Annotated in this window: 16 protein-coding genes; 2 read left to right on the top strand and 14 right to left on the bottom strand. The window is 32.4% G+C overall.

Going from position 1 to position 13,698, the window contains the following annotated elements; genetic code table 11:
- Positions 1-125 precede the first annotated feature (125 nt).
- From ACJDT4_RS11530 to ACJDT4_RS11500, 7 genes are all read right to left on the bottom strand, one after another.
- Positions 126-473, bottom strand: coding sequence for an SdpI family protein (locus ACJDT4_RS11530; protein ID WP_406787719.1), 348 nt, complete (start codon positions 471-473; stop codon positions 126-128).
- 152 nt (positions 474-625) lie between these two features.
- Positions 626-1,075: a GNAT family N-acetyltransferase gene (locus ACJDT4_RS11525; protein ID WP_406787718.1), complete on the bottom strand. Its 450-nt coding sequence runs from the start codon at positions 1,073-1,075 to the stop codon at positions 626-628.
- 20 nt (positions 1,076-1,095) lie between these two features.
- Positions 1,096-1,662 carry a hypothetical protein gene (locus tag ACJDT4_RS11520; RefSeq protein ID WP_406787717.1) on the bottom strand — a complete coding sequence of 189 codons (567 nt, stop codon included), beginning with the start codon at positions 1,660-1,662 and terminating at the stop codon, positions 1,096-1,098.
- Complete coding sequence (locus ACJDT4_RS11515) at positions 1,659-2,123, bottom strand: hypothetical protein (protein ID WP_406787716.1); 465 nt, start codon at positions 2,121-2,123, stop codon at positions 1,659-1,661. Before ACJDT4_RS11515 ends, ACJDT4_RS11520 begins: the two co-directional genes overlap by 4 nt.
- Positions 2,124-2,346: 223 nt before the next feature.
- Positions 2,347-3,042, bottom strand: a complete 696-nt coding sequence (locus ACJDT4_RS11510) for an aspartate/glutamate racemase family protein (RefSeq protein WP_406787715.1) — start codon at positions 3,040-3,042, stop codon at positions 2,347-2,349.
- A gap of 1 nt (position 3,043) precedes the next feature.
- A complete protein-coding gene (gene pdxR, locus ACJDT4_RS11505) occupies positions 3,044-4,495 on the bottom strand; it encodes a MocR-like pyridoxine biosynthesis transcription factor PdxR (protein ID WP_406787714.1) in 1,452 nt (483 codons plus the stop codon).
- Positions 4,496-4,717: 222 nt separating this feature from the next.
- Positions 4,718-5,377: a hypothetical protein gene (locus ACJDT4_RS11500; RefSeq protein WP_406787713.1), complete on the bottom strand. Its 660-nt coding sequence runs from the start codon at positions 5,375-5,377 to the stop codon at positions 4,718-4,720.
- A 307-nt stretch (positions 5,378-5,684) separates the two neighbouring features.
- On the opposite strand from ACJDT4_RS11500, the gene ACJDT4_RS11495 reads away from it, so the two are divergent.
- The gene (locus ACJDT4_RS11495) at positions 5,685-5,870 is read left to right on the top strand and encodes a hypothetical protein (RefSeq protein ID WP_406787712.1); all 186 of its coding nucleotides are present in this window, start codon (positions 5,685-5,687) and stop codon (positions 5,868-5,870) included.
- A gap of 291 nt (positions 5,871-6,161) precedes the next feature.
- On the opposite strand, the gene ACJDT4_RS11490 is transcribed toward ACJDT4_RS11495, so the two are convergent.
- From ACJDT4_RS11490 to ACJDT4_RS11460, 7 genes are all read right to left on the bottom strand, one after another.
- Positions 6,162-6,692 carry a GNAT family N-acetyltransferase gene (locus tag ACJDT4_RS11490; protein WP_406787711.1) on the bottom strand — a complete coding sequence of 177 codons (531 nt, stop codon included), beginning with the start codon at positions 6,690-6,692 and terminating at the stop codon, positions 6,162-6,164.
- 426 nt (positions 6,693-7,118) lie between these two features.
- Positions 7,119-7,769, bottom strand: a complete 651-nt coding sequence (locus ACJDT4_RS11485) for an HAD family hydrolase (RefSeq protein ID WP_406787710.1) — start codon at positions 7,767-7,769, stop codon at positions 7,119-7,121.
- Positions 7,770-7,780: 11 nt separating this feature from the next.
- The gene (locus ACJDT4_RS11480) at positions 7,781-8,194 is read right to left on the bottom strand and encodes a cupin (RefSeq protein ID WP_406787709.1); all 414 of its coding nucleotides are present in this window, start codon (positions 8,192-8,194) and stop codon (positions 7,781-7,783) included.
- Between the two features lie 31 nt (positions 8,195-8,225).
- Positions 8,226-9,113 (bottom strand): fructoselysine 6-kinase, encoded by an 888-nt coding sequence (locus tag ACJDT4_RS11475; RefSeq protein ID WP_406787708.1) that lies wholly within the window; start codon positions 9,111-9,113, stop codon positions 8,226-8,228.
- Positions 9,114-9,168: 55 nt separating this feature from the next.
- Entirely contained in the window at positions 9,169-9,984 is an 816-nt protein-coding gene (locus ACJDT4_RS11470) for a sugar phosphate isomerase/epimerase family protein (protein WP_406787707.1), read from the bottom strand.
- Between the two features lie 77 nt (positions 9,985-10,061).
- A complete protein-coding gene (locus tag ACJDT4_RS11465) occupies positions 10,062-11,381 on the bottom strand; it encodes an anaerobic C4-dicarboxylate transporter family protein (protein ID WP_406787706.1) in 1,320 nt (439 codons plus the stop codon).
- Between the two features lie 398 nt (positions 11,382-11,779).
- Positions 11,780-12,790, bottom strand: a complete 1,011-nt coding sequence (locus ACJDT4_RS11460) for an SIS domain-containing protein (RefSeq protein ID WP_406787705.1) — start codon at positions 12,788-12,790, stop codon at positions 11,780-11,782.
- Positions 12,791-12,960: 170 nt separating this feature from the next.
- Between ACJDT4_RS11460 and ACJDT4_RS11455 the strand changes: the two genes are divergently transcribed.
- Entirely contained in the window at positions 12,961-13,674 is a 714-nt protein-coding gene (locus ACJDT4_RS11455; protein WP_406787704.1) for a GntR family transcriptional regulator, read from the top strand.
- Positions 13,675-13,698 lie beyond the last annotated feature (24 nt).

Here is a 13,698-nt window from a genome sequence, read left to right as displayed (position 1 = left end):
ATTTTTTAAAACATTTTTTTCTTAAAAAACAGCTAGTTTTTCAGTGGCCTCGAATTTTTTCCTTGCACTACCGTGGGAGCAAAGTAACAATGCTGAAGGAACTTTTTTAATGCGACAAAGCATTGTTACTTCACATAACTTTTTCTACTTCCATCTTTATTAAAAATTTTACTTAGATGTTTTTCATCGGCAACAAGCATAACTATAGCACCTATTACTAAGAATATCATTTGTGCAGCTAAACCGTTAACAGTTAATGGCTGAATAGCTGCCCAAATTCCAAAAATACCATTAGCAATTCCAAGCATTATCATACTGTATCCACCATACTTTTGTGCTGTGTCCCAAGTATCTTGATTTTTCATTGATAAAGATGTCCTATACCCATATATATCATTTATACTTTTAGGTGGAAATTTCATTAAAATAAAACCACAAATAATAAAAGCCGCTCCAACTATTAAAGAAACCATGCTTATTCACCCCCATAAAAATTATAATAAATTGTTTAAATAATGTACTATAAAGATTCATGCCAAAATTCCTTAGGTACGAAGGAATTTTTTCCTTGCACCACCATGTGAGTGAAGTAACAATGCTGAAGGAACAATTTAAAAAAGCATTGTTACTTCACAAATTTTTCAAAGCAAACTGCCTCTGGTCTATCAGCATATTTACCGTAATTAGGTATTCTATGATATCCCCGCTTCTCATAAAATGCTACGGCCTTTTCATTTACCAATCGAGTTTCAAGCCAGAGCTTAGTGTAACCTAACTTTTGTGCCTGCCCTTCTAGATAGCACAAAACTTTTGTCCCAACACCCTTAGCTTTATTCTTAGCATACATCCTTTTAACTTCAGCAGTGCTTTCATCAATAAGGCTTATGGCACCACAGCCAATAGGTCCACCTTCCTCGCTATAGGCTAGTACAAACATAGCTCGTGAATCAGAAATATCAGAAGCATTAAAAGAACTTTTTCCACTATTACCTGTTATATCTTTTAAGGTTTCTGATAATTCCTCCATCATTTTTAACGCATCTAATGTGTGTGGATTAACTTGCACAATTCTCATTTTGTCCACCTCAATTTACATTATTTATAATCATTTTCGTATATAACTTTTCCATTCTTGTCCAATCCCTTTAGTGAAGTTACTTTGTACTTATGTAAATTATTCTCTAAGCAAAATATAAACATTTTATCTGAAGTAATTTTGTATTTCATTGTATTCTTTTTTCTATTTGCTTGAAATTGTAAACTTACCGATTTTACATTAGGATCATTTACATATCCAAAAACTGAGCATATAAATGAATTATGTCCCATTGATGTACAATCCATAAACTGTGAAATTTTATCAGAATATTTTATTGGACATCCTTCACCGCCACTGCCAGGATACCACTTTATAAATCTCTTTTCTATAGGAGCTGCTGAAATCCAATTTTTATACTTTCCTAAATACACTTTACCATTCTTTACATCAATAACCTTTTTTATTTCTGATGGTCCATAATGCATTGTTCTTTCCGATGCCTTATAGGCTCCAATAGCAGAAAAACTTCCGTATGAAAATATATAGTAACGTACACATATAGATAATAAAATAATTGCTACTATCCACTCAAGCACAGCAAATATTTTCTTTCTTAAGCTCATATATTTCCACCTCTTTTGCAGGGTATTTTAAGTTCCGCTTTTCTATCATAATGCTGAAGCTTTAGGACTATTTCCCTGCAATTTTTAGGAACCTTTTCATATTCGGCCATTTCTTCTTCTCCCCAAAGCTTTCCTTCACCTGTGCTAGCAACGTGCATATATTTCTTACCCTTATCATCATATATTTCTATAGTTTCAAGCGGGAAACTCCATCCTTGCTCAAATGAAACATATCTCGACCTTATGTATACATGTTTATCCGTAAGTATCACTCTTTGAATTATTATATAAGCGTTGTCTATTTTCCACTTTTTATTTACTTCTATAACCTTTGCATTATCAGCCGTCATTTCCCTTTTCCAAGTACTATCAAAATACTTTGCTGATGGTATACTAGACATTATCAAAGGTATTAATAAAACACTGCAAATGATAATGATTGCTCTCCTAAGTATTTTCAATTTAACTCCCCCATCACAATAATCTTCCAATAAAACCTACTTAGTCTAATTATATACTATATTACAGTAAAACTCCTCTACTAAAAACAATAAATATATCGCAAAATTAAAAAAAGCTAAGAACTTTTAATTGTCTAAATAATTCAAGTTATTGAAAGTTCTTAGCTTTTTAAAAAATAATCTCTTTAGATTTATAACTTTTATTTAATGTTTCAAAACACTATTACTCCGTAATTGAAAATTCCACAGCAGCAACTCCGTGTATTGTTGTTGTATCAAAAACTGGAACAGAAACATCTTTTTGTTTTATTAATAACGGTATTTCTGTGCATCCAAGAACTACTCCTTCAGCACCCTTTGCTTGCAATTTGCTTATTATTTCTTTATATTTCTCTCTTGAAGTATCCTTTAATATACCTTTGCAAAGTTCTTCATAAATAATTTTATGGACAATTTCTCTATCAGCTTCCTCAGGAATAATTACATCAATATTAAACTTGTCCTTTAGTACCTTTTTATAAAAATCCTGCTCCATAGTAAATTTAGTTCCAAGAAGTCCAACCTTTTTAAGCCCCTTTTCAATTATTTTTTCTCCAGTCACTTCTGCTATATGTAAGACCCTTATTCCAGCTTCATTTTCTATATCCTCTGCCATTTTATGCATAGTATTAGTACATATTACAATAAAGTCTGCTCCTGCACTTTTAAGAGCTTTAGCCGTAGCAACCATAATATCAGTTAACTCTTTCCATTTGCCTTGATGCTGCAAAAGCTCTATTTCCTCAAAATCCACAGAATACATTATGCACTTTGCAGAGTGAAGATCTCCTAATTTTGACTTAACAGTTTCATTTATGATTTTATAATATTCCAGTGATGATTCCCAGCTCATTCCTCCAATTAATCCAATTGTTTTCAATCTAAAACATCTCCTTTAAACTATCTCTTAATCGCTTTATACCTACAGTTATCTCTTCATTTTGTGGATAAGTAAAATTCAATCTGATAAAATTACTTTTATCCTCGCTTCTGCTATAAAAAAAATTTCCCGGGGTATAATTCACTCCATTTTTTATTGCTTTTTTCAATAATAAATTCAGATTAATACCATCTAAGAATTTACACCACAAGTAAAATCCACCTTGAGGCTTATAGAATTGTATTTTTTCAAAATTATTATTCAATTCTTTAATTATTAAGTCCCTTTTTAACCTGTATTCACTTCTTACTTTTATAATATGTTTTTCATAGTAGCCTTGTCTCAAAAACTCGCACACCATGTGCTGACTTAAGGTATTTACGTGTAAATCGGTTAGCTGTTTAAACAAACTTAATTTATTTATCACCCTCTCCGGTGCAGCTACCCATCCAACTCTTAAACCTAATGATATAGTCTTTGAAAATGTACTTAAATATATAACATAATTATTTTTATCTAGTGCTTTTAATGGTGGCAGTTCTTCACCCTCATACCTTATTTCTCCATAAGGATCATCTTCAATTACAGGGATACCATACTGTTCAATAACTTTCATAAGCTCATATCTTCTTTTTAAACCCATAGTAATTCCAGTTGGATTTTGAAAATTTGGAATAGTATATATAAATTTGGGATTAAACTTTTTTATTAAATATTCCAGTACATCAAGCCTAATTCCATTTTCATCAAGAGGAACACCTATAACTTTGGCTTTTAACATTTGAAATAATTGAAGGGCTCCAAAGAAAGTAGGCTCTTCTACTAAAATTACATCATCGGGATTTACAAAAGTCCTTACAATCAAATCTAATCCCTGCTGAGAACCTGATGTAACCATTATATTCTCAGTTGATACCCTAACTTCTCTGTTTAGCATTAATCTTTTAATTTCTTTTTTTAGTTTCTTATCTCCTGTTACAGGGCTATGCAAAAATATATTTTCAGCCTCATTTTTTAACAAATCAATTTGAATTTCATGAAACTCATGCTTGGGAAACAAATTAGGTGATGGAATACCACCAGCAAAGGAAATTGTCTTACCGTCATCATTAATATTCATTATTCTGCTAATAACATCATCATAATTATTTTTAGAGCTCTCGCTGTATATTTCATCCCATGCTAAATATCTTTTAGGATTATGAGCTTTGTCATCACCAAAAACAACATAAGTTCCTTTTCCAATTTCTGAAGCAATAAGCCCGTCTGCCTTAAGCTCTTGATAGGCTTTAACTACTGTGCTTCTATTGACTTCCAATGTTTTTGCAAGTTCTCTTTCTGATGGCAGCACATAAGCTTTGGGTAGCATTTTAGAATAAATCATATCCCTTATTTGATTTTTAATTTGAATATATATAGAAATTTTACTATTCCTTTTAATACTAATGTTCATATAATCACTCACTTGCAAATGGTTTATCTATACATATTATATCAATTCCCCAAATATAAAAACCTCCAATTTAATATTTTATATCGCCATCCATTAAAGTTATAATTAAACCTAGTAATTTCTATAAAAAACTCTTTTTAAAAATATATAATTTGGATATAAAGTATTTGGTTGAATTAAAGGAGTAGAGCTTTCTTCACTCTACCCCTTATAAAAGTTATCTTAACTACATGGTGTAGGAATAGTTTGGCTTGTAGAAACTCGCAGAACTCTTATTATTCCTGTTCTTGTTCTTCCAGTAAGCCTCATAGCTACTCCATTACCACTTGCAACTATAATCCAATGGGCATATCTAACGCTAACTGGCTTGTCATTACTGTAAAGTCTACAATACCTATTAATTCCACTTGTCCAGTACAGGAAAACTCCATTTTTAATATCACGCCCTGCTCCTTCGTTAAAATAAACACCTACCGGGGTACCAGTCCTAGCAATAAGGGAACCAGAAGCTGGATGCATAACACAACCTAAATTAGAAGGAGATGGTATAGGCTGAGTTCTTCTTACTTCTGCAATCATTCCAATTGCAAGGTTTTCAAGACAAGGTGTGGTTGTTCCTGTTCTAAATCTCCAATGTCTTAAAATCACCTGAACAAGAGTACCATGCGCTGGATTTATGCTGCTATAATAATGGTATACTCCATTTCTCCTATACAAAGCAGCATAAAAAACTCCATTATGAACACAATAGCACGCACCTTGATTGTTTGAATATAGACATCTATCACTTTGGTTACATGCGCTATGACCTAAGCTGGGATTTCTATATAAAATCCCAACAGGATTTCCTCTATGAATTATAGAAGGAACAATTATAGCCATGGTAAACTACTCCTTTACACTTTTATATAGTGAAACTACCGCGAAACTCAAACTATTTATGTTCCAAAATACCAATGTTCAAGGGATTATGGTGCATATATAGTTTGTAGTTAAACTAGTTTCACTATAGATGAACAAATTATCTCTACACTTTATTTATATGATATTTTCCTACTTATTTGTGAATTTCATTTACCTTACCACATTCATAAAAAAAGCTGCTGCAACAGGATTTGTAACAAAATATAATATTTAATTTACCATAAAACATCTAATTAAATAATAAAATATATGGGAGGTGTTTAAATTGAATTTCAATGTGCACGATCATACCTATCTCGCAGAGCGTATTGATAAGCTGACCATGTTTTATTTAGACAGGCATTACGATATCAAATCAATGTCCGTAGATGAATTTGTTGAAACCTTTAATAAAGTTCGCATTGAAGTTACTGATGCTGTGCAAGCACCTAAGAAAAAAGAGTTGTTGTAAAAATAATGCGAAGTAACAATGCTGCGTCGCGCTAAAAAAAGTCCTATAAATCTAAGTGGTGATTCTAAGCGAGTGCTTGCTTTTGGTTATAGAAGGATAACGATCATATACGGGGTTTGGGATGTAATCCCATTATCCTTCTTTAACTTGTATTAGTCATCTATATATTAGCCCATGCCCCGTGCATGTTTACTCGCTGAAAAAATACTCAGACAATTGAAATATCTAAGCATTTTACAATTTTTGAACCAAGATTTATTAGAATTTTTTTAAATCGTTCCTTCAGCATTGTTACTTCTCTACATAAAGTGTATACACCTTATGAGGATATTTATTCCCTCTAAATACTTCATAGCTTGAACCTGACACAACAAAGCCAAGTTTTTCTACAAGCTGCTTTGATTTTTCATTATTACTATAAACAAAAGCATTTATCTCCTTTACGTGCATATCATTTACTGCAAATTCAATAACTTTTTTCATTGCCTCCTGCATATAACCTTTTCCCCAAAATTCCTCTTTAAGGTCGTACCCAACTTCAGCAGTACCAGCTTCTTGATCCCATCTGTGAATTCCACATGTGCCCATTTTTACTCCATCGGTTTTTCTCACCAAAATCCATCTATGATGCAAATGTGGTTCCGGCTGTGATAAATAAAGCTCAAGTATTTCATCTGCTCCCCCTATATCAGTTAAAGGCTCCCTATCAAATAAATATTTAGTCACTACAGGGTCTGAAAACTGGCTAAATATAAACTCTCTATCCTCCACGGCTATATTTTTAAGAATTAATCTTTCTGTTTCTAGGCTTTTAAATATCATAATATCCCTCCATGTTTTTCACAATAAATATCCACAGCTTCTCATTTTTAATCAAAGGTTATCCACACTTTTCACATTATAGATGTTACTTATAGGTAAACAAGCTGAAAGCTTAAAATAGCTAATGTTATAATTTTAAAAGTAATATTTTATATGCCTTAATCAGTTGACAATGGACAGAGGACAATTGACAGTTAATGGAGAAAAATCATCCTTCACTGTAATCTGTGCTCTAAACCACACCTTAGTTTTTCAGGATAAACTTGGAGATTGTAATTTTAATATTCCAAGTTGTTCATCTATAGTTAGTTTTTCGCATCTACATATTATCCTAACATCATTAATTCTAACTTTCAATTTGGTATCAATACAAAAAATAAACAGACCTCTTGGTTACTTTCCAAAAGGTCTGTAAAATACACTTATCTATATAGTTATTTCATCCAAAATTTTTTTACATTCTTCATAGGAATCAATTGCAAAATCTGCTTCCTCAACATTTTGGGCAATTCCTGATCCCCTATATGCAACAACCTGAGCTCCTGCCATTTTTCCAGCATGGATTCCCACTTTTGAATCTTCAAATACAATACACTCTTCTGGCTTTGCATTTAATAGCGACATTGCTTTTTTATAGCCTTCTGGATCTGGCTTGCCTTTTGTGCACATATCACCGCAGATAATAGCATCAAATAAATTTATCATTTTCATGCGATTTAATGCAATAATAATTAATCTTGTAGAAGTAGAAGATACAATTCCTATTTTGAAGCCTTTTTCTCGGAAATTTTCAATTAATGATATTAACCCTGGCATAGGAGAAATATCACTATTCTCATATGTGTTTCCTATCTCTTTTCTCTTTAGTTGCAATTCTTCCAATGTAACCTTTTTATGAGCTCTTGAAAGCAATCGGATTACATTTTCAGTATCCTTAGTTCCAATTAGTTTATGCTTGTCCTCTTCTGAGAGGTAAATATCAAATGAAGCTAATGCCTTCTCAAAGTATCTTGCATTACTTTCCTCTGTATTTGCAATAACTCCATCAAAATCAAACAAGACAAATCTTTTGTTCATAATCTACTCGCCTATTGTTCAAAAAGTTTACGAGCATTAGTTTGAATATATTCAATTTCTTCTTTAGACAAATCACAAAAATCACTATTATCCATAGAACAATTTGAATCTTGTACATACATCATTTTTGTATCCTTCTGTGTAATAGAGTAGAACCAGCACTCTGCAGGAACATTATACACTTTTCCTTTTTCCATTAAAGTTAGTTCAATGTTAAATTTATCATTTTCTCTTTCTGCAGTAATTAATATTGCCTTTCCAGCCGACAAAATGAACTGTTCATCTGTTGAGTGATGGATTTCTAAATGAGCTATCCCTGCAATATCATTATCTGGCTTCCAATTTTTAATAGAAACAAGCCATTTTTCATTTTTGTATACGCAAAGTATTCCTTCTTCATTATTCTCATATATATTTGGTTTCATTTTTCATTTCCCCTTTTTTAAATTTACATTTTTATATTTCAGTTTTTCCTTGGATTGGAACTCCGTAGCCAAATGCACCTTCCATACCGCACACATTAGCTGCAAATATTGCTCCGCTTTTCATAGCACTTTCTAATCTTATCTTCATGCTTTCTTTTGTTCCTTCAACTAACTTTCCTGTTTCAGAGGTCTGTAAAAGTGAGCAAAGAAAGGCTGAAAAATATGAATCTCCTGCACCCATTGTATCAATAATATTCGCAGCCATAATAGCAGTAGTATATAAAAACTCACCATCATAAAGTACATATGATCCATCTTCCCCTATTGTTCCAAGGACTATTTTAACTCCATAATTCTGAACTTTTTTCATCTCTTTTTCTCGTTCCTCGGCTGTCAAATGAGCACATGATAAGATTGCTACATCAATATATGGACATACCTTCAAGAGATATTCATCTGTCCATCTCATAGAAAAATCATAAGCAATTGGTACTCCTGTTGCATGAAGCTCCTTCAAATTATCTTCAATATAACTATTTAAATTTGTATAAATCAAGTTAAATTTTTTAATGTATTGAAAATCGTTTTCATCAAAATTATAAGAGTGCTCTTTAGCAATACCACCTTTGTTGGAACCAAGGAAAACACGATCAGCATTTTTCAAAGTAACTAAAGCAAATCCATTTTCTCCTTCATAATGACGGCAATGGCTATCATCAATTCCTATCTGTTTCAATGTACTTTGCACACATTCTGCCACTTCATCATTTCCATACTTTCCAAGGTATGCTGTCTCCGCTCCATTCATTTTTCCATATACACAAGTATTAACACACTGTCCTCCCGGATACATCTTTCCTCTTGAAAGGTATTTATCACAGACGTTATCGCCAATAGCAACAATTTTATAATTCTTCATTTTTCTTCTCCTTCTATAGCAGTATTTAAATTATTCAAAAGAGAAACTAGCAAATCTACTCTAATTCATTTGTATTCTCTTTCATCCAAGAAATAATATCATCAATAGCCTTATCAGGATCGCAATAATATCTTCTGTCACAAATTTCAAAAGAAACATTCCCCGTATAACCTCTTCTTTTGAGTGCGCTATAATATTCTTTCATTGGAAAATCTCCATCTCCTGGTACCGTATGGCCTCTATCATTAAAATGAATATGCTGAACCTTTTCGCCAAGATTATCAAAATAATCGTCAATTGTCTCTCCTGCATATGTCATCTGATCTAAATCTATCATCCCCACAATATTCGGTGAATCGATTTCACGAATCATATTTGAAATATCCTTACTTGAAATCAACACATTAGTTGTTGTTGCTTTTAATTCCTCAAGAATTAGTCTAACGTTTTTTCTTTCACAGTAAGCTATAACCTGAGCTAATGACTCCTGACAATACTTCCACGCTTCATCTCTTGGCTGATCAAAATATCCAAACCCTGTACTAATTTGAACATTGCTGCATCCTAAAAATTCAGCTGTATCTATTGCCCTCTGATAATAACGAATACTTGATTCTCTTGTAATAATATCTGGTGTGCAAAAGTTAACAGGATATGTGCAGTTTTCAGGTGTAATTGCCATTACATTTAGTTTTCTTCTTCGAATATTTTTATCTAATTCAATTAGTTTTCCAAGTGAATAATCAAAAATATTTAATTGCGGTGCTGAACAATAAAGATCGATACTATCAAATGGAGATCTTTCTACCTTATCAAGAAATTTTTCTATTGGGTAACGCAAATAATGATAACTCATAGGAGCAAATTTCATATACACAGCCTCCTCTACTTTCTTATACCATAACCTAAACTTTATGATATAATTAGCTTATATTTATTTATACTACACTAAAAAACGATTGCACCAAGTGCCAAAGCCACTACTACAGATGCTACTGTACATACCAATCCTGGAAGCATATAACTATGATTCAATACATATTTACCTATTTTTGTAGTTCCAGCAGAATCAAATGCTATTGCAGCAACACACTGTCCAGATGCTGGAATAAAGTAATTTGAACTGCAAGCAAGCCAACCTGCGATAATGATATTAACTGGAAGACCTAATGCAATACCAATTGGTACCATAATCATTGTTGTAGAAGACTGACTGGTAGTAATTGCACCAACTACAAAAACTGCTATTATATAAATCCATGGATATTTATTTGTTAATACAGACATATTCTTAGTGATAAAGGAAGCTTGATCACCAATAAAGGTATTTACTAACCAACAAAGACCAAAAGCTAATACTACTGCAAACATTCCTGTGGTGAATACCGGCTGTTCTAAAACTTTTCCGCTATCAAGTTTAGTTACAAGAACTGTAACAGCTGCAGCTGTAAGCATGAAAATTTGAATTACAGTTGTAAGTGGTAACTTTGTATTATGTGCAAATACTGGAAGAAGCTTACTTTGTGCTCCTAAAAATACAATACTAACCATTGCAATTAAAAATATTATTACAGAAATCTTTGCTTCTTTAGTAGTAGGTTTTTCATCTCTTTCTACTTTAGAAAAATCTTGAATCTTTCCTTCAGCTACACGAGCTTGAAATTCAGGATCATCTGCTAATTCTTTTCCTTTCTTTAACACTGATAATGCACATAAAACGGTTCCAACTAAGGTTGCTGGAATGCAGACAACAAGTAATGTAAAAATATTAACCGAAGTGTAGTGTGATTTAGACATAAACGCCAATACCGCTACAGTTGCTGCTGAAATTGGACATGCTGTGATAGCCTGCTGTGATGAAACAATAGATGCTGAAATTGGACGTTCTGGACGAATTCCTGTATCAATGGCAATTTCATTAATAACCGGAAGCAAACTATATACAATATGGCCTGTTCCACTCATAAACGTAAAAATATAAGCAATAACTGGTGCTAAAATTGTAAGCATCTTAGGATTTTTACGAAGTATCTTTTCCGCTATCTTAACTAAAAAATCCAATCCCCCACATGCCTGCATTGTAGCTGCGGCACAAATAACTGCAATCATAATCAAAATTACTGTAATAGGCGGATCAGCTGGTGCTACATGTAAACCAAATGTCATAATTAACATTCCAAGCCCACCAGCCATTGCCAAGAATGTACCCCCTATTCGTACACCTATAAAAATAATGGCAAGAACGATTACTAACTCTACCCAAAACATAGATTTATCCTCCTCAATGTTAAATTAATTTTATTATTCCTTATTGCAAGAAATATTATTATTTAAGAATGGTGCGCACATTCTTAGTAATACAAAATCAATTCAGCTCTTTTGTGTATCGTTTTGTATTGTACTGTATCGTTTTGTATTTAATACAATAGTATACCCTGTATATGCTTTTGTCAATTGGATTTTAATGTTTATTTAATATACAATTAAAATCATCACTTATTGTTTCCTATTTTCATGTAATCGTTTTAATATATAGACACAAAAAACTGCTCCATAAATAGAACTTTCACGCTTTGCAATATAAATAAAAGTATTTTGAATACTACTTTTATTTATATGCATAGTGATTCCATAATCCCTGGAAGTAAGTATTTACCGCTTTAATATTAATATTCCACTTTCCACATATAACGGCGCGTAGCTAATGGATGCTCACGTTTTGTTGCAAGTGCATGGTTATATATAGGATACACATTATTGAACAATGAATGATTAAAATAATCAACAACAGAAGCATCAATTGTAGAAAGACCAAGTTCTTTAGCATCCAATACTTCTATACGTTTTGCATAGGTATTTAAGAATTTAAGAGCTCTTTCATCTAAATCACGTGTTGAACCCTCAGAAATCTGAATCATAAATGGACGGTTTGCATCAGTAATTTCAAAAGGTCCGTGGAAATATTCTCCAGTATGGATGCTGCTAGAATCAAGCCATTGCATCTCCATAAAGATACAGATACTTTCCATGTAAGCAGCTCCATAGCTTGCACCACTTCCCATAGTGTAAATAACTGAATCATCTTTATAGTTTTCAGCGAATTTAGCTGCTCTCTCTGCAACATGATTACGAGCATTTCTTATGATATTGGTAATCATTCCAGTGCCTTCATAAAATTTATTGTAGTTTTCATATCCTTCTGTCTGTGCTAAAAGCTCTACTGCTACTAAAAGAGCACATATTGTCTTTTCACCTGAATAGTCAATATCTCCTTTAAGATGATCTGGACTAGCATCAAAGGTATAACGAACAATGTAATCACCAAATTCTATGATTTCTGATTCCTTAAGCCATGTTAGAATAATAACAGCTGCTCCCATTTCTTTACCAAGCTTTGCAGCCGCAATTGTTTCTGGTGTATTTCCCTTATGACATGCCAAACAAATTATTGAATTTTCACCAAAATCCTTCGGTGTACTGTGAACGAATTCATTACTGTTAATCCATACAGATTTAATTGAAGTACATTCTTTTTCCATAAAAGTTTTTGCTGGATAAAGAGCTCCTAAAGATCCTCCACATCCCACAAAATAAATACTCTTAACTCCGCCTTTTGCTTTCTTTTTCTCAAGAATTTCAGAAATAATGCTTTTAATATCTTTACTACTATAATCCATTTTACTCATTCTCCTTTGCTCTATTGTCTTTATTTGTTTCTGAATTAATCATAATACAATATAATACATTATGTCAATGGAAAATTTTATTTTTTAAGGTATATACAATGTTTTGTGTTTGTATTATAATAAATACGTAATTAATTTATGCATTCGTATGGAGGTTATATATGGAACTAAATAATACAATTGTTACACCTTTATACAAACAATTAGAAAAAAAGCTGCAGCAAGAAATAGATAGTGGTCAAAGACCTGCTGGAAGTCGTCTTCCAACAGAAAATGAATTAAGCAAAGCTTATAATGTAAGCCGTGTAACCGTCCGCAAGGCTCTTTCTGAACTATCCGAATCAGGATATTTAGAGCGCAAATCAGGGAAAGGTACTTTTGTTGCTGAGAAAAAACTTCAGCGCGGAATAACAAACGGTGTTTTAGGCTTTTCTGAAATGTGTAAAATGATGAACGCAATTCCAGGCGCTAAAATTATAAAGATTGCCCTTGAAGAGCCGTCTGAAAAAGATATACAGCAAATGTCACTTAATAAAGACGAAAAAATTCTGGTATTAGAGCGTGTACGTTATGCAAATGGCAAGCCTGTGTTATTAGAATTTAATAAATTTCCTGAATCCTTTTCATTTTTATTTGGAGAAAATCTAAATGACACATCCTTGTACAACATTTTGAGACAACACAATATAATTTTAGATCACTCTAGGAAAACACTAGACATTGTATTTGCAGATACTAAAGAAGCTAAAACATTAGGAATTTCCAGAGGATATCCACTTTTAAGAATTAATAGTATCATACATAATGCAGATGATACTATTACTAACCTCTGTCAGCAGCTCTGCATAGGAGACAAGTTCACATTTATAATTTAAAAAAATTGCGAAGTAACAATGCTT

The organism is Clostridium neuense, assembly GCF_045310695.1.
Lineage (GTDB): Bacteria > Bacillota > Clostridia > Clostridiales > Clostridiaceae > Clostridium_S > Clostridium_S neuense.
The sequence above is the reverse complement of the archived record's forward strand: the minus strand, read 5'-3'. Positions and strand labels throughout refer to the sequence as shown.